The organism is Nocardiopsis sp. iso_238 (assembly GCF_056173325.1).
Genome location: NZ_CM149668.1, coordinates 1,775,261 through 1,799,731 on the forward strand (window position 1 = coordinate 1,775,261; position 24,471 = coordinate 1,799,731).

25 protein-coding genes are annotated in these 24,471 nt (G+C 68.9%); 16 read left to right on the forward strand and 9 right to left on the reverse strand.

Features of this window, described 5'->3' with window-relative positions:
• Positions 1-2 precede the first annotated feature (2 nt).
• The 4 genes from AC0VYL_RS07890 to AC0VYL_RS07905 form a co-directional block, all read right to left on the reverse strand.
• Positions 3-911 (reverse strand): NAD(P)-dependent oxidoreductase, encoded by a 909-nt coding sequence (locus AC0VYL_RS07890; RefSeq protein ID WP_475460743.1) that lies wholly within the window; start codon positions 909-911, stop codon positions 3-5.
• Positions 908-2,383 (reverse strand): four-carbon acid sugar kinase family protein, encoded by a 1,476-nt coding sequence (locus AC0VYL_RS07895; protein ID WP_475460745.1) that lies wholly within the window; start codon positions 2,381-2,383, stop codon positions 908-910. Before AC0VYL_RS07895 ends, AC0VYL_RS07890 begins: the two co-directional genes overlap by 4 nt.
• 193 nt (positions 2,384-2,576) lie before the next feature.
• Positions 2,577-3,284 (reverse strand): FadR/GntR family transcriptional regulator, encoded by a 708-nt coding sequence (locus tag AC0VYL_RS07900; RefSeq protein WP_475482736.1) that lies wholly within the window; start codon positions 3,282-3,284, stop codon positions 2,577-2,579.
• A 512-nt stretch (positions 3,285-3,796) separates the two neighbouring features.
• Positions 3,797-4,783, reverse strand: a complete 987-nt coding sequence (locus tag AC0VYL_RS07905) for a LacI family DNA-binding transcriptional regulator (protein ID WP_475460749.1) — start codon at positions 4,781-4,783, stop codon at positions 3,797-3,799.
• Positions 4,784-4,953: 170 nt separating this feature from the next.
• On the opposite strand from AC0VYL_RS07905, the gene AC0VYL_RS07910 reads away from it, so the two are divergent.
• The 9 genes from AC0VYL_RS07910 (at position 4,954) to AC0VYL_RS07950 (ending at position 15,553) form a co-directional block, all read left to right on the forward strand.
• The gene (locus tag AC0VYL_RS07910; RefSeq protein ID WP_475460751.1) at positions 4,954-5,835 is read left to right on the forward strand and encodes an ABC transporter permease; all 882 of its coding nucleotides are present in this window, start codon (positions 4,954-4,956) and stop codon (positions 5,833-5,835) included.
• Positions 5,832-6,620, forward strand: a complete 789-nt coding sequence (locus AC0VYL_RS07915; RefSeq protein WP_475460753.1) for an ABC transporter permease — start codon at positions 5,832-5,834, stop codon at positions 6,618-6,620. The genes AC0VYL_RS07910 and AC0VYL_RS07915 overlap by 4 nt, the downstream gene beginning before the upstream one ends.
• Positions 6,621-6,658: 38 nt before the next feature.
• Positions 6,659-7,687 (forward strand): ABC transporter ATP-binding protein, encoded by a 1,029-nt coding sequence (locus AC0VYL_RS07920; RefSeq protein ID WP_475482737.1) that lies wholly within the window; start codon positions 6,659-6,661, stop codon positions 7,685-7,687.
• Positions 7,684-8,736 (forward strand): ABC transporter substrate-binding protein, encoded by a 1,053-nt coding sequence (locus AC0VYL_RS07925; RefSeq protein WP_475482738.1) that lies wholly within the window; start codon positions 7,684-7,686, stop codon positions 8,734-8,736. Before AC0VYL_RS07920 ends, AC0VYL_RS07925 begins: the two co-directional genes overlap by 4 nt.
• 23 nt (positions 8,737-8,759) lie before the next feature.
• Positions 8,760-9,704 (forward strand): nucleoside hydrolase, encoded by a 945-nt coding sequence (locus AC0VYL_RS07930; RefSeq protein ID WP_475482739.1) that lies wholly within the window; start codon positions 8,760-8,762, stop codon positions 9,702-9,704.
• An 84-nt stretch (positions 9,705-9,788) separates the two neighbouring features.
• Positions 9,789-11,513, forward strand: a complete 1,725-nt coding sequence (locus AC0VYL_RS07935; protein ID WP_475460760.1) for an adenine deaminase C-terminal domain-containing protein — start codon at positions 9,789-9,791, stop codon at positions 11,511-11,513.
• 9 nt (positions 11,514-11,522) lie between these two features.
• Complete coding sequence (locus tag AC0VYL_RS07940; protein ID WP_475482740.1) at positions 11,523-12,803, forward strand: cytochrome P450 family protein; 1,281 nt, start codon at positions 11,523-11,525, stop codon at positions 12,801-12,803.
• Between the two features lie 1,558 nt (positions 12,804-14,361).
• On the forward strand, positions 14,362-14,850 hold the full coding sequence (locus AC0VYL_RS07945; RefSeq protein WP_475482741.1) for an HIT family protein: 489 nt from the start codon (positions 14,362-14,364) through the stop codon (positions 14,848-14,850).
• Between the two features lie 133 nt (positions 14,851-14,983).
• The gene (locus AC0VYL_RS07950) at positions 14,984-15,553 is read left to right on the forward strand and encodes a DUF6879 family protein (RefSeq protein WP_475482742.1); all 570 of its coding nucleotides are present in this window, start codon (positions 14,984-14,986) and stop codon (positions 15,551-15,553) included.
• A 53-nt stretch (positions 15,554-15,606) separates the two neighbouring features.
• Here the strand turns inward: AC0VYL_RS07950 and AC0VYL_RS07955 are convergent, their stop codons facing one another.
• The 3 genes from AC0VYL_RS07955 to AC0VYL_RS07965 are packed head-to-tail and all read right to left on the reverse strand — an operon-like array spanning position 15,607 to position 17,211.
• Positions 15,607-16,479 (reverse strand): helix-turn-helix domain-containing protein, encoded by an 873-nt coding sequence (locus AC0VYL_RS07955; protein ID WP_475482743.1) that lies wholly within the window; start codon positions 16,477-16,479, stop codon positions 15,607-15,609.
• The gene (locus AC0VYL_RS07960; RefSeq protein WP_475482744.1) at positions 16,476-17,024 is read right to left on the reverse strand and encodes a DUF6879 family protein; all 549 of its coding nucleotides are present in this window, start codon (positions 17,022-17,024) and stop codon (positions 16,476-16,478) included. Before AC0VYL_RS07960 ends, AC0VYL_RS07955 begins: the two co-directional genes overlap by 4 nt.
• Positions 17,008-17,211, reverse strand: a complete 204-nt coding sequence (locus AC0VYL_RS07965) for a hypothetical protein (RefSeq protein WP_475482745.1) — start codon at positions 17,209-17,211, stop codon at positions 17,008-17,010. Before AC0VYL_RS07965 ends, AC0VYL_RS07960 begins: the two co-directional genes overlap by 17 nt.
• 179 nt (positions 17,212-17,390) lie before the next feature.
• Here AC0VYL_RS07965 and AC0VYL_RS07970 point away from each other — a divergent pair, with 179 nt between their 5' ends.
• The 6 genes from AC0VYL_RS07970 to AC0VYL_RS07995 all read left to right on the forward strand — a co-directional run bounded on the left by AC0VYL_RS07970 (position 17,391) and on the right by AC0VYL_RS07995 (position 22,351).
• Entirely contained in the window at positions 17,391-17,537 is a 147-nt protein-coding gene (locus tag AC0VYL_RS07970) for a lasso RiPP family leader peptide-containing protein (protein ID WP_475482746.1), read from the forward strand.
• Between the two features lie 269 nt (positions 17,538-17,806).
• The gene (locus tag AC0VYL_RS07975; RefSeq protein ID WP_475482747.1) at positions 17,807-19,432 is read left to right on the forward strand and encodes an asparagine synthase-related protein; all 1,626 of its coding nucleotides are present in this window, start codon (positions 17,807-17,809) and stop codon (positions 19,430-19,432) included.
• Positions 19,429-19,704 carry a PqqD family protein gene (locus AC0VYL_RS07980; RefSeq protein WP_475482748.1) on the forward strand — a complete coding sequence of 92 codons (276 nt, stop codon included), beginning with the start codon at positions 19,429-19,431 and terminating at the stop codon, positions 19,702-19,704. Before AC0VYL_RS07975 ends, AC0VYL_RS07980 begins: the two co-directional genes overlap by 4 nt.
• The gene (locus AC0VYL_RS07985) at positions 19,701-20,123 is read left to right on the forward strand and encodes a lasso peptide biosynthesis B2 protein (protein ID WP_475482749.1); all 423 of its coding nucleotides are present in this window, start codon (positions 19,701-19,703) and stop codon (positions 20,121-20,123) included. Before AC0VYL_RS07980 ends, AC0VYL_RS07985 begins: the two co-directional genes overlap by 4 nt.
• A 48-nt stretch (positions 20,124-20,171) precedes the next feature.
• Positions 20,172-21,212, forward strand: a complete 1,041-nt coding sequence (locus AC0VYL_RS07990; RefSeq protein WP_475482750.1) for a protein-L-isoaspartate O-methyltransferase family protein — start codon at positions 20,172-20,174, stop codon at positions 21,210-21,212.
• Entirely contained in the window at positions 21,212-22,351 is a 1,140-nt protein-coding gene (locus tag AC0VYL_RS07995) for a methyltransferase domain-containing protein (RefSeq protein WP_475482751.1), read from the forward strand. The genes AC0VYL_RS07990 and AC0VYL_RS07995 overlap by 1 nt, the downstream gene beginning before the upstream one ends.
• A 22-nt stretch (positions 22,352-22,373) precedes the next feature.
• Here AC0VYL_RS07995 and AC0VYL_RS08000 read toward each other — a convergent pair whose 3' ends face one another.
• Together AC0VYL_RS08000 and AC0VYL_RS08005 are read right to left on the reverse strand one after the other, a co-directional pair.
• Positions 22,374-22,697, reverse strand: a complete 324-nt coding sequence (locus tag AC0VYL_RS08000) for a hypothetical protein (RefSeq protein WP_475460776.1) — start codon at positions 22,695-22,697, stop codon at positions 22,374-22,376.
• 115 nt (positions 22,698-22,812) lie between these two features.
• On the reverse strand, positions 22,813-23,379 hold the full coding sequence (locus AC0VYL_RS08005; RefSeq protein ID WP_475482752.1) for an ATP-binding protein: 567 nt from the start codon (positions 23,377-23,379) through the stop codon (positions 22,813-22,815).
• A gap of 239 nt (positions 23,380-23,618) precedes the next feature.
• Here AC0VYL_RS08005 and AC0VYL_RS08010 point away from each other — a divergent pair, with 239 nt between their 5' ends.
• Entirely contained in the window at positions 23,619-24,470 is an 852-nt protein-coding gene (locus AC0VYL_RS08010) for a helix-turn-helix domain-containing protein (protein ID WP_475482753.1), read from the forward strand.
• Position 24,471 lies beyond the last annotated feature (1 nt).

Below are 24,471 nucleotides of genomic sequence, written 5' to 3' on the forward strand. Positions count from 1 at the left end.
CGCTACTCCTTGTCGGTGGGTTCGGGTGCGACGACACGGATCACGGCGGAGTCGTCGGCGGAGCCCAGCCCCTGGCCCTGCCCCAGCAGGTACAGCTGCTCGGCGGTGGCCGCCAACGGTGTCGCCAGTCCGACGGAGCGGCTCGCGGAGGTCACGATGCCCATGTCCTTGACGAAGATGTCGAGTCGGCTGAGCACCTCGGCGCCCTCCTCCTCGTAGGCCTGGAGCATGCGGGGCCCGCGGTTGCCCAGCATGAACGAACCGGCCGCGCCGGCGCCCAGCGTCTCCAGGGTGGTCCCGGGGTCGAGGCCCAGCGATCGGGCCAGGGCCAGTGCCTCGGCGGCCGCCGCGATGTGCACGCCGCACAGCAGCTGGTTGACGGTCTTGAACGCCTGGCCGTCGCCGGGACGGTCACCGATCACGCTCAGGGTCGAGGCCAGGCGCCGCAGCACCGGGTCGGCGGCCTCCCGCGCCTCGGGGGTGGCACCGACCACGATCAGGAGGTCGCCCTCCCCGGCGCGGACCGGACCCCCGCTGAGCGGGGCGTCCACCAGGAGCAGGCCGCGCGGGGCCAGTTCCTCGGCGGTCGCGGTGACCGTGTCCACCCCGACGGTACTGGTCAGGACCAGGACGGTGCCGGGGGTCAGGGCCTCGACGATGCCGTGTTCACCGAAGAGCACGTCGCGCAGCTGGGCGCCGTCGCGCACCACCAGCACCACGGAGCCGACCCCGGCGACGGCGTCGGCGGCGCGCTCGAAGGGCACCACTCCGGCCTCGGCGGCCAGGTCGCGGCGGGCGGCGGCGATGTCACAGCCGTGGACGGTCATCGTCCCGGCCAGGCGGGCGGCCATCGGCAGGCCCATGGCGCCGAGGCCGATGACGGCGACGCTCGAAACGGGGCTGGTGGTCATGGTCGGACTCCGGTGTTCGTGGCTTCGGTGACGGGGGTGCCGTCTCCGGTGCGGGTGGACAGGGCGCTGAGGCGGTCGACGACCTCGGAGAGCGAGTCGTCGGCGCCGACGTTCCCGGCGAAGACGACGTAGGGGATGCCGGTGGCCGGACCGCCGACCGGCTCCCACAGGGAGACCAGGCCGGGCAGCATCGGGCCGCGCACCAGGGCGCGGTGGATGCCCAGCCCGAGCGAGGCGACGTCGCTGGAGGTGATCCCGCCCTTGGCGACCACGAAGCGAGGCGCGCGGCGGGCGAGGGTGTCGGACACGCAGCGAACGAGGGCGGCCGAGACCTCCCGGGCGATGGCCAGGCTGGCGGCGGGGTCGTCGCTCTGGCGCAGCAGCCGCGAGGTGTGCAGGATGACGTCGTGGTCGGCCAGGCCCCCGACGATCGCGTCGACGGTGCGGGCCACGGCGGCCTCGCGGGCGGACGGGTCGAGGACGTCGTCCACGTCGAGTTCGATCACGCGGGCACCGGGGTGCCGGTCCACCAGGACGGCGAGCTGGCGGGTGGTGAGCGCGACGTGGGAACCGACCACCACGAGTCCGCCGGGGGCGTCCGCGCCGGTCCGGATCTCGTCCTCGCCCAGGGGTGCCCGGGCCTCCAGGCCGATGCGGGCGCGCACGAACGGCGGGCCGACCCGGTAGACGAACCTGCGGCCCCGGCGTTCGGCGGCGATGAGGGCCAGGGAGAGGACGCGCAGGTCCTCCTCCGACTCGGCGTCCACCACCACGGGAGCGGCGTCGCGCTGGTCCAGGAGACGGGCGGTGACGGCGTCGGTGTCCCCTCCGCGCAGCAGGGCGAGGTCGATGACGGTGACCTCGCCGGCGGGTACGGCGCCCCCGGTCTTCTCCTCGACCCAGGCCCGGAGGTCGGAGCTGCGGTAGCCGAAGGTGGCGTCGCGGGCGAACTCGGTCTCCGCGACGGGGGTGAACTCCGTGCCCGAGCGCGTGTAGTGGACGCCGCCGACGGTGACGCGTCCGGCGTCGGGGAAGGCCGGGACGATGACGACGCCGTCGACGCCGGGGTCGCCCAGCTCCTGGAGGGTGGTGTCGATGACCCGGGGTTCGAGCGGGTAGTGGCCGCGCAGGGTGGAGTCTCCCCGGCTGGCGAAGACCAGCGGTCGGTCCCCGGCGGCGGCGCGGGCGTTGCGCACCACCTCGGCGTTGCGGGCCCCGGCCTCGGCCGGGTCCAGGCTGCGGGTGTTGGTGAGGACGTAGACGGCGAGCGTGTCCTGCGCGAACGCCCATCGCAGGTCGTCGACGGACCAGCGGGTGAGCACGGGCAGACCGTGCACTGACTGCGTGCCGGTCGGGTCGTCGTCGAGGACGACGATGACGGAACCGGCGGCGGTGGCCTCCCGCGCCACGGCGGACGCGGAGACGGGGCTCGGTGCCCCGGCGGAGGTGAGGACTTCGTGGGGATCGACCATGGAAACTCCCTTGTAAGACATCAGACATCTTATGTTAAACGGCGTGGTCGTCAAGCGTGATGTCACAGGAATTACCAGGTGAGGGCGGCAAGAAGCCCGAGCGCGGACGGTCCGGGCTCGGGCTGATCGTCAGTGAGGGCCGGTGGGCGAGGCCGTTCGGGGGTGGAGTGGCCGGTGTGTGCGCCGGTGCTGGTCAGTCGGTCAGGCCGAAGACGTGCTCGCGCAGATCGCGGGAGGTCTGCGCCATGTGGCCCTCCATCGCCAGCCGGGCGGTCTCGGGGTCCCCGGAACGGATCGCCTCCAGCACCCTGCCGTGCTCGTCGATCGCGTGGGTCTGGATGGCCGGAATGGACGAGGTCTGTCGGCGTTTCTCGCGCATCACCCGCGACAGCGGCTCGAACAGCACGGCCACGAACACGTTCCCGGTCGCGGACAGGATCACGTCGTGGAAGCGGATGTCGTGCTCCACGAACCCCGCGAGGTCACCCCGCGCGTGGGCGTCGCGCATCCCCTGGAGGGCCTCCTCCAGTGCGGCGAGGTCGGCCTCGTCCCGGTGCTCGGCGGCCAGCGCGGCGGCGCCGGTCTCGATCATCCGACGCACCTGGATGAGCTGGAGCGAGGCGGTGAGGTCGTCGCCCCCGCGCACCGTGGCGCGCAGTACCGCCTCCAGCCCGGTCCACTCGTCCACGGGGCGTACCAGCGTGCCGCGCCCCCGCGCCACCTCGACCACGTTCTGGGCCTGGAGGGTCCGGATCGCCTCGCGCACGGTCAGGCGGCTGACGTCGAACTCCTGGCCCAGCTCGTTCTCCGAGGGCAGCCTGCCACCGGAGGGCAGGTCACCGTCGACGATGCGGTCCAGGAGCGACTGGGCGATCTCGTCCGCGAGCAACGGCCTCGGCACGACACTTCCTCTCGGGCGGGGGAGACGGCGGGGTCGCGTAGCCCGGCGGTGCCCACCGACCCCTGGCACCCCAGGGGGGTGCGCGGCAACGCAACCCTATCGCCGCCGCCCGACCCCGGCTCCCGGCCTGGCGCGAGGTCGCGGGAGCCGGGGCGTTCTCAGGAGGGGGCGGTGCGGTCGGCGGGTCTGGAGAGGGATCTGCTGGTTCCCATGGAATGCCTTTCGCGTCGGAGCATCGAGGCGGCGCCGGTCGGGGGAGGAGTTCCCGACCCTTTCCCGTTTTCGGCCGTCAGGGCATCATTGCTGGTGGAAGCGGTGCCTTCGAGGCCGCCACCCCGGTTCGGGGTATCCAACAGAGTGCGGCACGGGAAATCGAAAGGGCAAGCGAATCCCCCCAACTCATTCGGGCAAGAGGCCATTCCGGGGGAGGAATGTCGGTAATCCTCCGCAAAGGGGCGGGGGAGGGATCGGTGCGGCCCCGGGTTTCGGCCTGGTCGGTGGGGTCGGAACGGTCACGCCGTACGGGGCGGCGCCAGAGAGTCGGTGATCAGGACGGTGGTCGGCAACCGCCGTCCCCTCGGCCGGTCGTCGCGGTCCCCGTCCACCATCGCGGTCAGCGCGGTCACCGCCGCGCGGCCCAGCTCGTCGGCGGGGGTGCGCACGGCGGTGATCGGCGGCCCCGGCAGGTCGGCCAGGGCGATGTCGTCGGCCGCTGCGACGCTGATGTCCTCCGGAACCCGCACGCCGAGGCGGCCGAACTCGAACATCACTCCCAGCAGGAGCAGGCTGTTGTAGACCAGCACGGCCGTGCAGCCGGAGTCGACGATCCCGCGCGCGGCGGCCACCCCCTCGGCGAACGCCGGGCGCACCGGGCCGTGGACCCGTACCCGCAGGCCGGAGCGGGCCGCGTGCTCGACCAGCTCCGCGCGCCGGTGCCGGTCCATCCACGAACTCGGCGGTCCCGCGAGGTAGGCGACCTCGCGGTGTCCCAGTTCCACCAGGCGGTCGTAGACCTCGCCCAGGCCGCCGGGGGTGTCGACGGTGAACGAGGCCAGCCCCGGCACGCGACGGTTGATCGCCACCACCGGCTTGCGCGCGTGTGCCTCCTTCAGATCGGCGGCCGAACTCACCGGGGACTGCACGGCGAACCCGTCCACCCGGTCCTCCAGTTCGTGGAGCGCCTCCGCCTCGCGGGCGGGGTCGCCGCCGGTGACGGCGATGATCACCCGGCGGCCGCTCTCGGCCGCCAGGTCCTGGGCGGCCGTGGCGGTGGTGGAGTAGAAGGGGTTGTCGAGGTCGGGGACGAGCATGGCGAAGAACCCGCTGCGCCCGGTGGTCAGCGCCCGGGCGGCCGGGTTGGCGCGGAACCCCAGGCGCTCGGCCGCGTCGCGCACCCGTACCAGGGTGGACGCGGCGACCATCGACGGCCGCGACATCGCCCGCGACACGGTGGACGCCGAGACGCCGGCCTCCCTGGCCACGTCGTCCAAGCTCGCCATTCCCACTCCTCGCAGGTCACAGTGCCCCCGGTCACAATCGCGACCGTGGGGTTGGCTGGGTGCCCACCTGAAGGTTACGGTGTTGCAAGCGCTTGCAGAAGCGCTTGCAGGTGTCATCGCAGATGAGACACGCAACAAACACCGAACAACCGCCGCCAGCGACCGGGAGAGTGGAATTGTCCCGCCCGTCACCCACCGCAGAGGCCGCCCGAGTCGCTTCGCGCCGCCGTCTCCTCCCACGCCCGCCCGTCACGGTCCTGCTCGTCCCCGGGCTGGCCGTGATGCTCTTCGCCTTCTGCTATCCCGTCGTGGCCACCCTCGCCTGGCCGCCGGACGGTGACCCCGCCACGGTCGCGCGGGAGACCGGGAGCCTCCTCAGCGACCCCTACCTTCTCCCGGTGATCGCGCGCACCGTCCGCGTCGCGGTCCTGACCACCGCCCTCTGCCTGCTCATGGGCTTCCCGGTGGCCTACCTCATCTCGCGGGCACCCGGCCCCTGGCCCGGCCGACTCCTGGCCCTGGCGATCTTCCCGCTCCTGCTCAACACCGTCGTGCGGACCTACGGCTGGATCGTGGTCCTCGGCGGCAACGGCCTGATCAGCAAGATCAGCGAGGCCCTGGGCCTGGGCCGGGTCCAGCTGCTCTACACCGAGACCGCGATCGTGCTCGGCCTGGTCCAGCTGTTCCTGCCCCTGATGATCCTGTCCGCCTACTCCAGCCTCTCCCAGCAGGACCACCGCCTGGAGGAGGCCGCCCGCGGCCTGGGCGCCTCCCCCGGCCGAGCCTTCCGCGACGTCGTCTTCCCCCTCGCCCTGCCCGGCGCGCTGGTCGGGTGCACCCTGGTCTTCGCGGGCGCGGTCACCGCCTTCACCACGCCCCAGCTGCTCGGCGGCCCACGCGAGCGGCTCCTGTCCACCCTGCTCTACAGCCGGGTCAACGTCAGCCTCGACTGGCCCTCCGCCAGCGCCATCGCCCTGGTGATGACCGCCCTGGTGCTGGTGGTCGGCGCGCTGTCCGGTCGGCTCGGCAAGATCGGGAGCACCACCTCATGATCCTGCGACGTCCGTTCCTCTCCCTGCTCGCGGCGGCCGCCTTCGTGCTGATGCTCGGCCCCGTGGTGATCCTGGTCGGGGTCGCCTTCACCGCCGGAAGCACCCTCGCGTTCCCGCCGGAGGGCCTGTCCCTGCGCTGGTTCTCCGCCGCGCTGGACTACGGCCCCTTCATCGACTCCTTCGGCACCAGCATGGTCGTCGCCGCGGTCTCGACCGTGATCGCGCTGGCCCTGGGCGTCCCCGCGACCCTGGCGCTGCACCGGGGCAACCCGCGCGGCCGCCGGATCATGGAGAACCTGTTCTTCGCCCCCATCGTGGTCCCCGAGCTGGTCCTGGGCCTGGCCCTGTTCCAGCAGCTCATGGTGGGCATGCGGGTGACCGCGCTCGGCGCGCTGATCATCGGCCACACCGTCCTGCTGCTCCCGTACACCGTGCGGGTGGTCGGGGCCTCGCTGGCGCTGGCCGACGCACGCCTGGAGGAGGCCGCGCGCGGGCTGGGCGCGGGCCCGGTCCGCACCTTCCTCACGGTGACCCTGCCGGTGATGGCGCCGGGCATCCTCTCGGCCACCATCCTCGCCTTCATCACCTCCCTCAACAACGTTCCGCTGTCCCTCCTGCTCACCGGCCCGGGCGTGGCCACCCTGCCGGTGGAGATGCTCAACTACGTCCAGTCCTCGTTCGACCCGGTGGTCGCGGCGGTCAGCGTGCTGCTCCTGGCGCTCAGCGTCGCCGTCGCCCTCACCACCGAACGCCTGGTCGGTTTCACGAAGGTCTTCGGTCGATGACCGGGAAGCCCGCCCTCCGGGAAGAAGGAGACACACAGATGACACCCGTCGTCGAACTCGACCGCGTCAGCCACCTCTTCGGGGCGCGGGGCGGAAAGGGCGGCACCACCGCCGTCGCCGACCTGGACCTGACCGTGCGCCCGGGGGAGTTCACCACCCTGCTGGGCCCCAGCGGCTGCGGCAAGACCACCACCCTGCGGATGATCGCCGGGTTCCTCCAGCCCACCTCCGGGCGGGTCCTGCTGGAGGGCGTGGACGCCACCCGCACCCCGCCGGAGAAGCGCAACATCGGCATGGTCTTCCAGTCCTACGCGCTGTTCCCGCACATGACGCTCCGCGACAACGTCGGCTACGGGCTGCGCACCCGCAAGGTCGCCTCCGCCGAGGCGAAGCGGCGCGCGGAGGAGGCGCTCGACCTGGTCGGCCTCGCCCACCTGGCCGACCGCAAGCCCGCCGAGCTCTCCGGCGGTCAGCAGCAGCGCGTGGCCCTGGCGCGCGCCGTGGCCATCCGTCCCTCGGTGCTGCTGCTGGACGAACCACTGTCCAACCTCGACGCCCAGCTCCGCGTGCAGATGCGGCGCGAGCTCCTGCGGGTCCAGCGCGAGACCGGTCTGACCGCCGTCCTGGTCACCCACGACCAGGACGAGGCGCTGGAGCTCTCCGACACGATGGTCATCCTCAACAACGGGCGCCTGGAGCAGCAGGGGTCGCCCCGGGACGTCTTCCCCCGTCCCGCCAACCGCTTCGTGGCCGAGTTCCTGGGCTACGACAACTTCCCGGAGGTGCCCGGGCACGGACCGGTCACCGTCCGCCCCGAACACGTGCGGCTGCTCTCCGGCGACGCCCGCGAGGACTCCGGGGAGACCGGACTGGACGGCACCGTCGGTGAGGTCACCTTCCAGGGCAGCAACTGCCTGGTCGAGGCGGTCATCAACGGGGCCGAGGGCCCGGGGGCGGCCCTGCGGGTCCTGCACCCCGGCGACGACCTGCGCCCCGGCGACCCCGTCCGCATCGTCCTGCCCCACCGCCACCTGGTGGAGCTGCCCGCCAGCGAGGTGACCGGATGAACCGTCCCGCGCGCCTCACCGCGACCCTCGCCGGGGCGCTGGCCCTGGCCACGGTGACCGCCTCCTGCGCACCCGTCCGCGAGGACGACCCCGACACCCTCGTGGTCAGCACCTTCGCGTTCGCCACCGAGGAGTTCACGCAGGTCGTCGCCGAACCCTTCGAGGCCGAGACCGGCATCCGGGTGGTCCTGGACACCGGGAACAACGCCGGGCGCCTCACCAAGCTGCGGATCAACTCCGAGCGGCCCGACACCGACGTCGTGCTGATCTCCGACTACTACGCCCAGATCGGCAAGGACATGGGGCTGTTCGCCCCGGTCAGCAACGAGGACGTGCCCAACCTCGACGCCATCCAGCCCTGGGCCGTGGACCCCGACGGCTACGGCCCCGCCTACACCTTCCAGCTCCTGGGCCTGATGTACCGGACCGACATGGTGGACGAGGCGCCCGAGTCCTGGGACGACCTCTGGGAGAAGCCCGAGGGCGGCTACGCGCTGCCCGACATCTCCGTGTCGGCGGGCCCGATGTTCGTCCTCGCCGCGGGGGAGCACTTCGGATCCGGCCCCTCCGACGCCGACGCCGGGTTCGAGGCGCTGGCCGGGATCGGCCCCGACGCGCTCCAGTTCTACACCGGCTCCACCGAGCTCACCAGCCTGCTGGAACGCGGCGAGATCGCCATGGCGCCCGGACTGGACAACTTCGCCATGGGGTCGGTGGAGGCCGACCAGCCCGTGGGCTTCGCCGTCCCCGACGAGGGAAGGGTGATGACCGCCAACACCGTGCAGGTGGTGGAGGGAGCCCCGAACCCGGCCGGGGCGCTGGCCTTCACCGACTTCCTGCTGCGGCCCGAGATCCAGGAGGGGATGGCCGAGGCCCTCTACGACAAACCCGTCGCGCTGGGGGCCGAACCCACCCCGCTCATGGAGGAGGTCTCCCAGGAGGCGGCCACGGACCCCGTCGCCAGCGGCTACCACCAGGGCGACCTCGCACTGCTGGCGAACGAGCGGTCGGCCTGGCTCGACCGCTTCACCGAGGAGGTGGCCAGGTGAACCCCGTCGACGGAGGAGGACCCGTGCCCACACCCGTCGTGATCGACTGCGACCCCGGCGTCGACGACGCCGTCGCCCTGCTGCTCGCCCTGGCCTCACCGCTCCTGGACGTGCGCGGGGTGACCACGGTCGCGGGCAACGTCTCGCTCACCGACGTGAACCGCAACGCCGCCCACGTGCTGGACCTGGCCGGGGCGCCCGTCGAACTCCCGCTGGTCTCCGGGCTGGCCGGGCCGATCGCCCGCACCTCCCGGATCCGGGACGAACCCATGCACGGCGCCGGGGGACTGGGCGGGCTGGTGCCCGACTCCCCGCCCCGGCCCCTGACCCCGGGTCACGCCGTGGACTGGCTGGCCGAACGCGCCCTGGAGTCCCCGGGCGAACTGACCCTCGTGGCGATCGGACCGCTGTCCAACGTCGCCGCGATGCTCGCCCGCCACCCCGAGGCCGGACCGGCGTTCCGGGAGATCGTCGTCATGGGCGGGGCCGCCTTCGCCCAGGGCAACGTCACCCCGGCGGCGGAGTTCAACTTCCACGCCGACCCCGAGGCCGCCCGCTACGTGCTGGAGTCCGGCCTGCCGGTGAGGATCGTGGGCCTGGACGTCACCCGCACCGCGCTGTACCCGCTCACCGAGGCCGAGTACCTGGCGACCCTGCCCGGCACCGCCGGGATCGCCGGGGACCTCCTGCGCGCCTACGCCGTGCGCTACCTGGAACGGTTCGGCGTCCCCGCGGTCCCCGTGCACGACGCCCTGGCCGTCGCGGCGGTCAGCCACCCCGACCTGATCGGCTGGGAGGAGGGCAGCGCGTCCGTGGAGTGCTCCGGCGAACTCACCCGGGGAGCCCTCGTCGCGGACGTGCGCACACCCGACCGGACACGCCACGTGCGCGTGGGACGTACCGTCGACGCCGACGCGTTCTCCGCCCTCCTCACCGAGGGCATCGCCCGCCACACGCACCCCGCCTGACCCGGCACCCGCACCCGCCCGAACCAGGCACGCACTCCGCCTCCTGAACCAGGCACACGCCCACCCGAAGGGAACCCGACACCGATGTCCCACGCCCAGCTCAGCGCCGACCTGCTCATCCGAGGCGGGGAGGTCGTCTCCGTGCACACCGGCCAGGTGTGGCGGGCCGACGTCGCCGTGACCGGTGACCGCGTCCGCGCGGTGCTGCCCCCGGGGACCCCGGTGGAGGCCGACCGGACCCTCGACGCCACGGGGCTCGTCGTCGCGCCCGGCTACGTGGACGCGCACATGCACATCGAGAGCTCGCTGCTGGCACCGGCCGAGTTCGCCCGGGTCACGCTGGCGCGCGGCACCACGACCGTGCTCGCGGACGCCCACGAGATCGTCAACGTCGCCGGACGCGACGGGCAGGCCTGGATGATCGAGCAGGGCCGGGACACCGCGCAGTCCATGCGCTGGGCGGTGCCCTCGTGCGTGCCAGCGCTCGACGGGTTCGAGACGGCCGGAGCGCGGCTCGACGACACCGACATCGCGGAGATGCTGGAGTGGGAGGGCGTCACCACCCTCGGTGAGGTCATGGACTACCGGGCGGTGGTCAACGGCGACCCCCGCATGCACGCCATCATCGACGCGGCCCGGCGCCGGGGCGTGCGCCTGGACGGGCACTGCCCCAACCTCTCCGGCGCGGAACTGGGCGAGTACCTGTGGGCCGGGATCGACTCCGACCACTGCAAGAACACCGCCGAGGTCGCCGTGGAGAAGGCCCGCCTGGGTATGCTCCTCATGCTCCAGGAGAAGTGCCTGACTCCGGAGGTGGTGCGGGCGCTCCTCGACCTGCCGCACCTGCCCGACTTCTGCCTGGTCACCGACGACATCGTGGTGGACGCGATCGTGACCACCGGCCACCTGGACCGGGTGGGTTCGGTGGCTCTGGAACGCGGACTGCCCCCGATCGCGGTGCTGCGGGCGCTCACCCTCCAGCCCGCCCGCAGGCTGGGTCTGGACGACCGGGGGACCGTCACCCCCGGCAAGCGCGCCGACCTGGTGCTGCTGCGTTCGCTCACCGAACTCACCCCCGTCGTGACCGTCGCGGGCGGCCGGGTGGTGGGCCGCGACGGCGCCCCCGTCGAGGGCCCCGGTCCGGCGCCCGACCACCGGTTCGGTGCCACCGTCCGGATCGCCGCCCCCGACACCGGGACCGCGCGCTGGCGGGTGGACCTGCCCGACGGCGACCACGCCTTCCGCGCCATGCGGGTGAACGGCGTGGACACCTACACCGAACCGGACGAGGTGGTGCTCCCGGTCCGCGACGGGGTGGTGGACTGGCAGGGCCGTACCGCCGTGGTGGCGGTCTTCGAGCGCCACACCGGGAACGGCGGGGTGGCCTTCGCCCCGGTCGTCGGTCAGAACCTCGGGGCGGGTGCGTTCGCCACCACCTACGCCCACGACAGCCACAACCTCACCGTCGTGGCCACCACCGAGGACGCCCTGCTCACCGCCGCCGCCGACGTGGTGACCTGGGGCGGCGGCATGCGGCTGGTCCGCGAGGACGGGCCGGGCGCCGGCCTGCCCCTGCCCATCGGCGGGGTCATGTCGGAGCGGCCCGCCGACGAGGTGGCCGAGGCCTCCCGCCTGCTCCGCGCCGAGCTGGCCGCCTGGGGGTGGGAGAACCGCAACGCCTTCATGAGCCTGTCGACCCTCACCCTCGCGGTCTCCCCGAGCGTGAAGATCACCGACCGGGGGCTGGTGCGCGTGGTGGACCGGGCCTGGGAGCCGGCGACCGTTGTCAGAACTCCCCCGGCGACGTAGAACCAAGGGGTGAGACCGGCCGCACCCGGCGGCCGGGCCGCCCCTTGCCCGCAGGAGGCCGTCATCGCACCCCCCGACTCCGGCTGTCCGTACCGTCTGCGCCCCGATGGCACCGCCTTCCACGAGGAGGTCGCCGAACTGCGTCAACGTGAGCCCGCCGTCCGTGTGGAGCTCCCCGGGAACCTGGTCGCCTGGGCGATCACCCGACACGACCTCCTCCGGGAACTGCTGGGCGACCCGAGGGTCTCCCGGGACTTCCGCGCGCACTGGCCCGACCACGACCAGGTCGGACACGACTGGCCACTGGCGGCCCTGGTGTTCCTGGAGAGCTTCATCAACCGCTACGGGGAGGAACACCGGAGGCTGCGCCGCAAGGTCACCCCCGCCTTCACTCCCGGGCGCATCCGCCGGATGGAGGACACCGTCCGCGAACGGGCCCGCGTCCTGGTCGCGGACATCGCCTCGGTCGAACCCGGCCAGGAGGTGGACCTGCGGGCGACCCTGGCCCGCCCGCTCACCATGTGGGTGATCTGCGAGCTCTTCGGGGTCCCCGAGGACCTGCGGGAACGGCTCGGCACGGTGATGGACGCGGTGGTCGACACCACCGTCGAGCCGGAGGTGGTCGTGGCCCAGCAGATGGAGCTGCTGACCTGCCTGGAGTTGCTCGCGGAGCACAAGCGCGCCCACCCCGCCGAGGACCTCACCGGTGACCTGATCTTTCCGAGCGACGGTGAGCCGCTGCCGCACGCCGACCTCGTCGGCACGCTCCTCCTCATGATCGGCGCCGGGTACGAGACGACGGTCAACCTCATCGCCAACTCGGTGCACTCGCTACTCGCGCACCCCGAGTACCGCGACCGCCTGGTCGCGGGTTCGCTGGCGGCCGAGGAGGTGGTGGAGGAGTCGTTGCGCCTCGACCCGCCCGCCAAGTACGTGCCGCTGCGCTACGCGGTCGAGGACATCGACGTCGAAGGGGTGCTCATCCGTAAGGGGGAGCCGATCCTGGTGGCCTTCGGCGCCCCAGGACGGGACCCGGCCCTGAACCCGGACCGCCCGGAGGTCTTCGACCCTGACCGGGAGACCAAGGAGCACCTGTCCTTCGGCCACGGGGCGCACTACTGCGTGGGCGCCCACCTGGGCCGGATGGAGGCCAGGGTGGCGTTGGAGGAGCTGTTCGGGGCCCTGCCGGGGCTCGTGCTCACCGAGGAGGGACGGGCCCGGACCCCGATCCCGTCCCTGCTGATCAACGGCCCCCTGCGGGTTCCGGCCGTTCCCCACCCCACCGCCTGACCGGGTCGGGGGGAGCATGGATTCGACTCATGAGGAGAAGCCGGGCGGCCTGGAAACGCTGTCGGGGTTCGCAGCCGTCAAGCAGCCGGGCGGTGTGACGCAGCAGGATCATCTCCCGTAGGAGCAGTGCCAGTGCGGGCACGCCGGTGGCGATCGCAGTACAAAGAACGGCCGTCACCGGGAGTGCCTCGCACGGATCTCAGCTGTGATCTTGTCCGCGTAGGGGTGAGGCGATTGACACCGTCCCAGACAGCGGAAGTCCGCCCAAGCCTCTCCCAACTTGATGGAATCCGGGTTGAGACCCCAGCCGCGGCCTAGATCGAGCGTGGGTGAGATGATTCCACTCCGGAACAGGTCTTCAATTACTGTCTCCGTGCGGGTTCCGCAGCACCACTCGAATACGACGTCGAGATAGCCGTGCGTATAGGTGTTGACCCAATGGTGTTCACGTTCAATGATGTTGAGCAGAGCAGGGCGTCGGAGAAGGCGGCTCAAAAGCCAATCTCGATGGCTGCGCCATGGTTGGCCTTTCCTGGAGTTCAGTGACCACCAGAATTCATTTCTTGAATTCTCATGGCGGTGAGTCTGGTCCGGATGGCTTCTCCATGTCGCATAGCACTGGGCGGTGTCCTTGGGAAATTTTTGACGCCACCGGGTGTCGGTGTTCCTGAGGAGGACGGAAGCTCCACCGCCCAGTTGGTGGAGTAGTAGCTCGTCGCCACGGTCCGCGGCTGGTCGTAGACCTGGAACGCCGAGGATGCCGCCGTATTCAAAGTCGTACCGGGGGAGTAGTTCTCGTACGACAGTGTTGGCCATCTCGGGATGGAGATGTAGCACCGGTTGTGCTGGATGGGGGTCGACCCTCACGATTCCGAGAGCCACGCTGTCCAGCTGTGAGTCCTGGAGGCCGTTGGCGAGAACGTTCACGATGAAGGCTTCGAGGCTCCGTTGGCGCTCGGAACCTCCGTCAGGTACTGGCTGTTGTATCGAGATGAAGCCTTGTCCGGCCCACGTCAGACAGTCGTGCAGAGGTGTACCGGTGGCCTTGGAACAGAGCTTCGCAACTTCTGCGTGAAGGTGAGGCGGCTCAACTGAGAGGGGTTTCCGGTTAGAGAGGAATCCCTGTTCGGCCCACCTCCTACAGCTTGCGTAGGGGGCTCCGCTGGCCTTCGAGTGTGCGCGGGCAGCACGTTGCGCATTGGACTTAGACACACGTCTCCCTCAATGCTCCCCCGTTGAGCGTGCAGAGGCAGGTGAGTAAATCCTGCGGAAAACGGGCCTGGCTCGCGGAGGTTCGGGAGAACCTTTTTCCCACCTTAGGGCTACGGGGTGCCCAGGATGAAGGGAGTGTCACCGCTTCGACGGGGTCAATGTATCTGCACCCGATTGGCTATTGCAAGCGGTGTACTACTCCGGGATGCAAGAAGTGATGGATTCAGATGTCCCAAAGTCTCTTATATCGGGCATTCGCTTGGTGAAAGCTGTTGCGAGAAGACTGTGGCGCCCGTAGGTTCCTCGAACACCGTGGACCATCCGCACCTCAACCCCAAGGAGCACGTTGAACTCCACGCCAACTGCCCCCGAGTGTGTGTTCTGCAAGATCGTGGCGGGTGAAGCACCTGCACACCGGATCTGGGAGGACGAGACACACCTGGCATTCCTATCGATCTTCCCCAACACCGAAGGCTTCTCGGTGGTGATCCCCAAGGCCCACCGCACCAGCTACGTGGTGGATCTGGAACCGCAGGAGTACGCGGCCCTGCGCCTGGCCGCACGCGAGGTCGCTCGCTGCCTGGACGCGGCCTTCCCCGACGTGGCGCGCACCGGAATCATGTACGAGGGCTACGGGGTCGACCACGCGCACGCGAAGCTCTTCCCGATGCACGGGACCGTGGGCAACGCGAGGGAGGACTGGCGCGAGGTGGCGTCCCGCATCGACGGCTACTTCGACACGTACCAGGGGTACCTGTCGTCCCATGACCACCAGCGTGCCGAGGACTCCTGGCTCGCTGACGTCGCCAAGCGGGTCAGGGCCGCCAACCCCTGATGGGTAACGCTGGTAACGCGTTCCACGGGTTGTGGAGCGATCTGGTTGATGTGGGGAAGGCAGTAGTCATGAAGCCCTCCGTCGTCAACCATGGAGCTGCCGTGAGTGTCCGCGAATCGTCGGAAGGTTTGATGTGATCCTGACCAGGGAGGAATTCACGCAGCAGTTCCTCGACTTCGAGCACGCCACCTGGAAGCTGGAGACCCGGGATCGATACAACGTCTCCAGCGAACAGGAAGAGTTCGATTACTGGTTGCGTACCGGTGACACGTCCCTCGAAGAGAAGCACGCGCGAACTTCGACCTGGCACCGCAACGTTCGCGAGGCCCGCGAGGCAGGGAAGCTCTGGCAGCGGGTCCGCGTGATCAGCGAACCACTGAGTGACTACATCCGTTGGGAGCACGCCGCGGCCCAGTTCAACGAGGAGGCCGGAGAGGATATCCGCTGGCTTCCCCGGCATCACCCGGCGGTCGAACTACTGCCCCAGCGCGACTTCTGGCTCTTCGACAGCCGATGGGTCTGCGTCCTGCACTTCGACGAGGACGATGCCCCTCACTGGTACGAGGTCATCGATGATCCAGCAACTGTCGCCCAGCACTGCCAGTGGCGTGACATCGCCTGGCACCACGCCATTCCCCACAGTGAGTACGCTCCCGAGTCCAGGAAGCGGTCAGGGCCGACTGTGTCGCGCGCTGGTGAGTAGGAGCAGTACACCCGGGCCGAGGGGCGTATGAGCCACCACATGACCCCGGGGTCTCACTTCTGGGTGAGCTGCCGGTACTCCTGCGCGATGCGCTCAAGGTGGTCGACCGCCTCATCTCCGAAGCAGGCCAGTTTCTCCAGCTCACCGAAGAGTTCGACGTAGGTCGCGATGTCAGCGGCACCGTTGAGGGTCGCTGTGGCGGTCTCGGTAGCCACAACGACAGCGTCTTCGTCGTACACGTCAAAGGCGTGGCCAGGGAAGACATGTACAGGTTTAGTCCAAGGGATGATGCCAACCTCGGTATTTCCACCCCGAGCCGCGATGGTGGCGATCTGTTCGATCTGCTCCGCCATGATCGACGCAGATCCCACATGCCAGCGCAAAGCTCCTTCCGGCATGATCAACACATACCGGGTCGAGCTTGCCCCGAGAGCGCGGTGCCGTTCCTGCCGGGCCTCGATGGCAGCCTCGGCTTCATCTCTCGAAACCTTGTCTCGGGGGTCATCAAAGATGCGGCGTGTGTACTCACTGGTCTGCAACGCTCCCAGTACCAGCGCGGGCTCATATGAGCGCACCAAGGCGGCGGCAGCTTCCAGCTGAGTCACCCTGTTCTGGAACTGGGACACGCCCCGGGCCATGATCACCCGTGCCGAGGCCTCCTCACGCAGGGATGCGGCCAAAGGCAGCAGCTTGGCGCGCTCGGTTTCGGGGATTTCGTAGACCCGGCAGAGTTCGACCACGTCGTCCACAGAGGGCAACAGCAGCGAACGTTCGATCTTGGAGATCTTGGACTGCGACATGCCCGCAGCCTGACCAGCTCGTACTCCGCTCAGCCCTGCATGTCCACGGGCCTCTCTCAGGGCACGAGCGAGCCGATCGCGGGCTTGTGGCCCGCGATCGGCCGAAGCTCTAGGGGAGCCAGTCATGCGGTCCGGTTTGCTCTCCACTCTTCGGGATGACGTGCCCACCACCGCTCGAATGGTTCGGCTGCGGCCAACGCGGCGTCCCTGGCCTTCTGGTAGTGCTCCACGTTATCGACCAGGTTGGCCCCGACAAACTCGCCGGTCTCGCTGTAGTGCATGCGCAGTGGGTACTTGTCGTCGATCAGCCAGAAGTCGTGGTCGACCACGACGGTGGGGAGATCACGTTCGGTCAGATCGAGCACGTGGATTTCCTCCCCCGCCTCACTGTTGGGCACGTACCCCCACTCACATTCGTAGCGGATGTAGTCGTTGAGTGGAGTCCTGAGCACACGCACCCGGTGTTCCAGGATCCCGGCTTCCTTCTCCGCTCGCAGTACGTCCAGCCACTGATTCTTGCGTTGCCAGTCGGGCTCCGGCTCTCCAACCTTGAAGCGGGCGAAGTCGTCTCCGTCCGAGTCGACCTCATAGTGGTCCAGCGTCTCCAGTCGGAAAGCTGACTTGGTCAGGTGGTCATCGAAGAACTTCTCCATCTCAGCTTCCGTGAGCACGAGCCGCCTCCCGGAGCAGAGCGAGAGGAATCTCCACGACGCTCTCGCCATCGGGGATGTTGATCTCGGTGATGTCCTTGTCAGCAAGGGTGTAGCCCTGCACGACGAGTGTGCCGCGGTCGGTGGCGTAGACGGTTGGGCAGGTGCGGCGATTGCCGCACTCACTGGCGATCCAGGTCAGCTTCATGGGTCCTCCAGGGGGCCAAGATGATTCCATCATGACAGGAATACTTCCCTGCGTCACCCCCTGGGATCACAGAGTTCGCGAACTGCTTGTCGATCCCATGGTTATTCCTGTACTACTGGAATAGCTCACCCGGTCGGCCAGATGGGCCGACCGACACTCTCGCCTACGAGGAGAACCCGATGGCCGAGTACGACGTTGTCGAACAGCTCATGTCCGAAGTCCCCTACGAGCCGCCCACCATCACGGACCTGGGCACGGTCCGAGAGGTCGTTCTGGGAGACGGTTCCCGGGACACCGCCGACCTGAACACCTCTCGCTACTGGTGACCCCCCCGGGTACGGCCGCGCGGCCGTACCCGCTTTCACAAGGAGCAACGGTGTCTCCCCAACCCCATTACTCAGGTCTCTCCAAGGTCGCGGCGACCACTCGCGCGGTACACGCCGCCTTCGGAGCACAACACGAACTTCACCTCTTCGGCCCCTGGCGACAAGCGCGACCCCGTGTCTTTCGGCAGGGCCGCCGCCGAGCTGTGTTCCTGGGAGAGTGCTTCTCATCTGGGACCCACGTCGAGCGGTCCCTGTCGGATGCGCCAGACGTGGCTGCCGCCGCCGACCGGCTCGCGGCGTTGGAGGGCTCCTACTCCGTGGTTGTTACGGAAGGGTCCGATCTCGTCTGGGCCGGAGACCTGTCCGGAATTCACCGACTCTGGTACCGACAGGACGCAGAGGGGGTCCGTTTCGCCTCCTCTCCCGCTTCTCCCGAGCTCGTTCGGTCCCCGGAACCTAGCCCGGAAGGGCTTTCCGCGTTTCTGTTCGTCCCCGACCTCTCTGATCTCCTGGGCACGTGCGCCGTCCAAGGGGTTCTCCCGGTCGGCCCCCAACAGATGCTGTATGTGCGTGAGGGCCGGGCCGTCCTGAGCCAGCGCACCCGTCCGCGTCCCGAAGCCACAATGGAGGAGGGAGCCGTTCGTCTGCGTTCGGCCCTGCTCCGGGCGGTCGAACACCAATGCGCTCCGGAGACTCGGGTCAGCTTTGATCTGAGCGGAGGTCTGGACTCTTCCACCCTCACTGTCCTGGCCGCACGTGCCTCCCAAACCCAGGCACACGCACTCACCTACACGGACCGCTTCGCCTGCAACGGTGACGATCTTTTTCACGCCGAGCGAGTCGCCCAACGCACCCCCGGGCTGAAGTGGAGGCTCGTCGAGGGTGGTCCCGGAGAGCTTCCCTTCACCGGCCTCGCCGACGCCCCGGCCACCGACACGCCTTCCCTCGATCCCCTTATCTGGAAACGCACCCGTACCCGCTTGTCCCTAGCGGAGCGGGACGGTGTGCATCTGGTGGGTGACGGCGGCGACGCGGTCCTGGGGGCGCCTCTTACCTACCTGAGCGAACTTGTCCAGCCACGCCAGGGTCGACGCTTCTTCACGGAGGCCTATGCGTTGGCGCGGCTACGCCAACGGCCGGTCCATCGTGTTCTTCGAGCGGGCCTGAGCACCGCGCGGAGCGGGTTCGGACAGGCCATGACCGTACTCGCCCGTCAGCTCGACCCCCACCGCGCGACGACACCGCCACGTATGCCGAGCGGTGAGCTAGAAGCGGGTATCACCTGGCTTCCCGTGGACGCGAGCCTCTCTTGGGCCACCGACGCTTCCCTTGCTCACCTGACCGAGCGCATGCAACAGGCATCGACCATCATGGGTCCGGACCAGGACGGGGTCGACGCACACTCGATGCGGATGATCCAGCGGCACGCCGAGGCCTCCAGGTCCTTCATCGCCCTGGCCCAACACATGGACGTGCGGGTGCGAGCGCCCTTTTTCGACAACAGTGTCGTCGCCGCCTGCCTGAGCGTTCCCGCAAGTGAACGAGCCACTGCTCTGAGCACGAAACCCCTCCTGAACGCGGCCATGACGGGGTTGGTCCCGGCGGAACTGTTGGATCGCCGCACGAAGGGTGACTACGGATCGTGTGAATACCACGGGCTGCGTCATAACGCCGCCGCGCTACGCAAGCTGCTGCACGAGGGACAGCTGTTCGGCCTGGGTGTCGTCCGACCCGAACCAGTTCTGAGTGCTCTGGAACTCGCTGTGGTTGGCAACCGTGCCCCGATGGCCGCGCTCCAACGGGTCCTGGCCGTTGAGTTGTGGCTGCGGAATCGGAGAGCTCCCCTGCACCCGGCACGGGAGAGCTCACTGCAACTGATCGGAGCGATGCCATGACTCGTCTGTGCCCGAAAAGTGAAGTGCACACGGCAACGAACGGCGACGGTGCGGTACTCCTGCACTCCGGACAAAGCCGTCTCTACGGCCTCAACCCAACGGCGGCCGCCTTGTGGGAACGCCTTCGGCAAGGTGAGACGCCAGGTGAGGCGGCGGCTGTACTCGCTGCTCGTTGGGATGCGGAAGTGGAGCGGCTCAGAGCAGACGCTCTCGCTCTCTCTGGCACCTTGGTGCGCTTGGGGTTGGCCGTGCCCGCGGAGGCGACCCGATGAGTTCCTCTCCTATGGCGGTTCCTGCACAGAACCGGATGAGTCTTCCCGCCACCTATCGGATCGCGGGCGCGATCGGCTGTGTGAGTGCAATGGTCCTGATCAGGCTGCCGATCTCGGTGAGTTTGCGAGTCGTCGCCTTCGGTAGCCAATACACGGTCCGGGTGGCTACTCGGGCCGAGGCTGGAACAGCGGTCGAGGCTGCGCGCGCCGCAGGCCGGTTTCTTCCTGGTCGGTTCGCCTGCCTCGAAAGTGCGCTGGCCGCGACTCTGACCTGCCTACTGCTGCGCCGACGCGTGGACTGGTGCATCGGAGGTCGCCTGATGCCCTACTCAGCGCATTCCTGGGTGGAGGTTCAAGGATGCCCCGTTTTGGAGCCGGGGTTCGCGGATCATCCCTACATGGTGCTGATCCGCACCTGAGCCTCCGCCTTCTTCACCACCCTTGTAACGACAACCACGAGGAGAACCGTGACCGGCAGCCGTATCCAGGACGCTCTGACGTCCGTTTCGGAGGAGTACTACACCCGGGACGAAGACGGGGGCCTCATCAGGCAGAGCAGTTCGGTCGAGGCCATCACCGCGATGCTGGAGCGTCTGGACGTGCGGCCAGGCATGCGGGTGTTGGAGATCGGGACCGGGTCGGGCTTCTCCGGGGCGTTGCTGGGTGAACTCGTCACCGACAGTGGTCTGGTGGTCTCTGTGGACGTCGTGGCCGATCTGGTCGCACGGGCGGAGGATCTGCATCGGCGCCGAGGGGTGGACAACGTCCGCGTCGTCACCGGAGACGGTGCCGAGGGGGTCGCCGACCTGGCTCCCTACGACCGGTTGGTGGCCTGGGCCAGTAGCGACCTGCTGCACCGTGCCTGGGCCGACCAGTGTGCGCCGGGGGCGGTCCTGGTCGTGCCGATCACTCTCGCCCCGCTTCCCCGGTCCAACGCCACCGTCCGAGCCCGACGTACTTCGGGAGGAGGCCTGGAAGCGGACCACCTGTGGCCCGGCGGATACGTGGAGATGCACCCCGAGGAACTCACCCAGTGGCTGGTGCCGCCCAACGGTGTTCAGGCTCAGACCACTGACGAGGACGGTCACCCGTGGTGGGTCAGTGGCACGTGGATCTCCCCTGACGTCGACCGGACGGCGCACGGGTTGGTGGAGAGGCTGGCTGCCGATTCTCGTGTGGGGGAGAGGCTACTCAGCTCGGAGGAGTCGTGCGAGGATTTCCGCACCTATCTGTACGCGAGCGGACCTGAGGGGCTGAGCATGTTCGGTCTGGGCACACGCGGTTGGGCCCCGGGGCACGGCACCGTCTCCGGTGCGGCCGCGCTGCTGGGTGATGGTCGTCTGCTCACCGTGGGGGACAGCGGTTCGGCGTCGGAGGTGGCGCGTTGGGTGGAGCAGTGGCGGCGGGCGGGCAGGCCGTGCGCGGAGTCCTTGAACCCGGTGCTGGAGGAGGTTCAGGACGGGTGGCTCGTCCGAGCTCGGGTCCCTTCGCCATCGGGGGCCGTGTAGTGCTTTCCGAACACGAAAAGTTGGTCGCCCGCATCGTGCGGGTGGGCGACCTGCCCGCGCACTTGCGTCCTGCGTTCGAGGGGGTCGAGCGGCACCGGTTCCTCCCGGACCGGATCACGGGCCCGGACGGGGTGATCGTGGACCGCGCCCGGGACGAGTCCCGGTGGTTCGAGCTGGCCTATGCCGACATTCCGATCGTCACCCAGAGGGACGACGGTGCCGAGGGTGGCCCCGGGTATCCGACCAGCTCCGCCTCCCAGCCCACGATCGTCGCGGAGATGCTCCGCCGCCTGGACGTCTTCCCCGGGATGCGGGTGCTGGAGGTCGGGACCGGCACCGGGTACAACGCGGCCCTCCTCTCGCACCTGCTCGGTGACGACGAGGTGACGAGTATCGAGGTGGACGCCGAGCTGGCCGAGACCGCGCGGGTTCGGCTGATGTCAGCCGGGTTCACACCCCTGGTGGTCACCGGCGACGGCATGCAGGGCTGGCCCGCGCGCGCCCCCTACGACCGGGTGATCAGCACCGCCGCCGTCCAGCGGGTGCCCTACCACTGGGTTGCCCAGACTCAGCCGGACGGGCGAATCCTCACCCCTTGGGGCAACGCCTTCCACAACGGGGTGCTGGCCGAACTCCGGGTCGGCCCGGACGGTACGGCGCGGGGGCGGTTCGGGGGTGACGTGGCGTTCATGTGGGTGCGTGACCAGCGCGTGCCGAGGAGAGTGGTCGAGACCTACGTCCGGCCCGAGGCGCAGGAGTTCACGACCACCCGGACGGAGCTGTACCCCTACGAGCCGCTCAACGACTTCGGCGCGAGCTTCGCCATCGGGCTGCGTATGCCCTCCGTGCTGAACCGGGTCGAGTTCGGTGAGTCCGACGGCCACCGGTTCACAGTTCATCTGGTCGACCCCGACACCGCCTCTTGGGCGTCCTGGCTCATTGACCCGGACCAGCGGGGGACCGGCTACGAGGTCCGCCAGCACGGTTCGCGCGAGCTGTTCACCGAGCTGGAGTCCGCCTACCGGTGGTGGCTGCGGGAGGGCCGCCCCGAGCACCACCGGTTCGGTCTCACGGTGTCGTCCGAGTACCAACGGGTCTGGCTGGACGAGGAATCCCACCTGGTCGCCTCCGCGCCCTGAACCGGGCGCGGAGGCGACGCGGCTACCAGAGTTCGATGAGTGGGGGCAGGAGACGGGTGAGGCTGTGGGCGTCGGGGACCTCGGTGAGGCCGGTGGGGCTGGCGATCCAGTAGGAGCCGGTGCGCTCTCCGTACCAGATGATCAGGTGCGGGTTGCGGGCCTGGAGAGTGGCGGCGAGGTCGTGTTCGGTGCGGTACTCGGCCAGGTGCCCGCCGAGGCGGGGCAGGTGCTCGGCACGGCGGTCGCGGCAGGAGCGGTGGGCACAGGAGGCGCAGGCCGGGCCGGTGAGCGGGATTGGGCGGAGAGCGTCGCTGGAGGGTCGGGGTGCGGGGATAGGATGCGTCACTGATCCTGCTTTCTTACATGTCGCAGTGTGGAATTCGGGGTTGTGTTGGGGGCCCGGGAAGCGTTGGCGCGCTTTCCTGGGCCCTTTTTTCGTGCGTTGCTGTTGAGGGCTGTGGTTAGTGGGTCAGGTGGGGCCAGAGGCTGTCTCGCAGGTCGTAGGCGAGGAAGCCCCAGACTTCGCGGTGGCCGGGTCGGCCGTTGTCGCCCCAGTCGGTGGCCAGGGCGTTGATCATGGCCAGTCCGCGTCCGGAGTCGCTGGTGGGGTCCAGTCCGCCGGGGTTCGCGGTGAGGTGGTGGCGTTCCCTGTAGTCGATCCTGCGGTCGGTGGTGACCCCGTCGTCGCGGCAGATGACGCGGAGTCCGTCGCGGTGGCGTTCGCACAGGAGCCGGTAGGAGCGTCCGGGCAGTCCGGAGCGGGAGTGCTTGAGGGCGTTTGCCGCGAGTTCGGAGCCGATGAGGGTGAAGAGGTAGCGGTAGTCGGGGCTCTGCTCGGCGGCGCAGGTGTTCAGGAAGGCCCTCACCAGTGGGAGGAAGAGGGGAGAGGCGCCGAAGTCGTAGCGGCGGGTCCTGTAGTGGGGGCGGTCCGGGCGGCCGTTGAAGTAGTGCCGGTAGGCGTGGGGCACCAGCTCGTGGAGGGCGATGGTCACCTGGGCCATCGGGGGTACGGGGGCGAGTACGGGCATGACGAACAGACTCCTTACGCAGGCGGAAGCAGTGAGTGGGTCGAGGGAGTGCCCGCAAGGCCGATGACCTTCACGTTTTCCCCACGGAGGGAAAGGGGCACGACGTAGCCTGAGCACCCGAGGTCCTGCCACTGTGTGTGAGACTCCGGTCACTGGCTACACATCTCATGATGCGAGTGGACTCCACTAAAGTCAAGTGAACTCCGCGATGTGGCCGAGAAATCCGCTACAGTGAAGCTATGGTCGCTCCCTACAGCCCCAGCATTCGCCGCCGTCGCCTTTCCTCTGAACTTCGCCGCCTCCGCGCAGAGTCGGGGCTCACGCTCTTCGAGGCTGCCAAGCAAGCGGGGATGGGCAAATCGAACCTGAGCAAGATCGAGCAAGCTGAATCCAGGGCAGTCCCCGCGCCGACGTTGAACAAGCTCTTGGAGCTGTACCAAGTTGACGAAGTCACCCGCGCAACCCTGCATGAGCTGTCAAAACTGGCAGGAAAGAAGGGGTGGTGGGCCCACTACAAGAACCTCATGCCTCAGATGCTGGCCGACTTCGAAGCCGAGGCCTGTGCAGTGCGGACCTACCAAGCTCAGGTGATCCCCGGCCTTCTTCAAACGCCTCAGTACGCCGACGCGGTCTTCCGCGCTAATGAGGTCAGGGATGACGATGAGATCGCTCAACGTGTGGCGGCTCGTGTGACGCGTCAAGGCGTTCTTCACCGAGTGGACCCACCTAAGCTGATGGCTCTCATTGACGAGGCTGCTCTGCGCCGGATGGTCGGTGCCGTAGAGGTCATGCGTGAGCAGCTGCGCCACCTCAGTCACATGGCATCACGCCACAACGTCAGCATCTACGTGCTGCCGTTCACGGCAGGAGCTCACCCCTCCACCGAGGGCAGTTACGTGATCATGGACTTCCTCGATCCCCGAGATTCCAGCATCGCCTACCTGGAGACCCCGGTTACTAGCATGTACTTGGAAGAGGAACACGAAGTCCGGCTGTTCAATGACATGTTCGGAAGTACCCAGAGTTGCGCTCTGACTCCAGCGCAGTCTCTGAACTTCATCAATGGCCTGCTTCAAGACCTAGAAGAGTGAG

Bases quoted from the DNA above. Each gene is read 5' to 3' on its own strand.
- AC0VYL_RS07890 (WP_475460743.1), bottom strand. From the start codon at position 911: ATGACCACCAGCCCCGTTTCGAGCGTCGCCGTCATCGGCCTCGGCGCC.
- AC0VYL_RS07895 (WP_475460745.1), bottom strand. From the start codon at position 2,383: ATGGTCGATCCCCACGAAGTCCTCACCTCCGCCGGGGCACCGAGCCCC.
- AC0VYL_RS07905 (WP_475460749.1), bottom strand. From the start codon at position 4,783: ATGGCGAGCTTGGACGACGTGGCCAGGGAGGCCGGCGTCTCGGCGTCC.
- AC0VYL_RS07915 (WP_475460753.1), top strand. From the start codon at position 5,832: ATGATCCTGCGACGTCCGTTCCTCTCCCTGCTCGCGGCGGCCGCCTTC.
- AC0VYL_RS07920 (WP_475482737.1), top strand. From the start codon at position 6,659: ATGACACCCGTCGTCGAACTCGACCGCGTCAGCCACCTCTTCGGGGCG.
- AC0VYL_RS07925 (WP_475482738.1), top strand. From the start codon at position 7,684: ATGAACCGTCCCGCGCGCCTCACCGCGACCCTCGCCGGGGCGCTGGCC.
- AC0VYL_RS07935 (WP_475460760.1), top strand. From the start codon at position 9,789: ATGTCCCACGCCCAGCTCAGCGCCGACCTGCTCATCCGAGGCGGGGAG.
- AC0VYL_RS07955 (WP_475482743.1), bottom strand. From the start codon at position 16,479: ATGACTGGCTCCCCTAGAGCTTCGGCCGATCGCGGGCCACAAGCCCGC.
- AC0VYL_RS07965 (WP_475482745.1), bottom strand. From the start codon at position 17,211: ATGAAGCTGACCTGGATCGCCAGTGAGTGCGGCAATCGCCGCACCTGC.
- AC0VYL_RS07970 (WP_475482746.1), top strand. From the start codon at position 17,391: ATGGCCGAGTACGACGTTGTCGAACAGCTCATGTCCGAAGTCCCCTAC.
- AC0VYL_RS07980 (WP_475482748.1), top strand. From the start codon at position 19,429: ATGACTCGTCTGTGCCCGAAAAGTGAAGTGCACACGGCAACGAACGGC.
- AC0VYL_RS07985 (WP_475482749.1), top strand. From the start codon at position 19,701: ATGAGTTCCTCTCCTATGGCGGTTCCTGCACAGAACCGGATGAGTCTT.
- AC0VYL_RS08005 (WP_475482752.1), bottom strand. From the start codon at position 23,379: ATGCCCGTACTCGCCCCCGTACCCCCGATGGCCCAGGTGACCATCGCC.
- AC0VYL_RS08010 (WP_475482753.1), top strand. From the start codon at position 23,619: ATGGTCGCTCCCTACAGCCCCAGCATTCGCCGCCGTCGCCTTTCCTCT.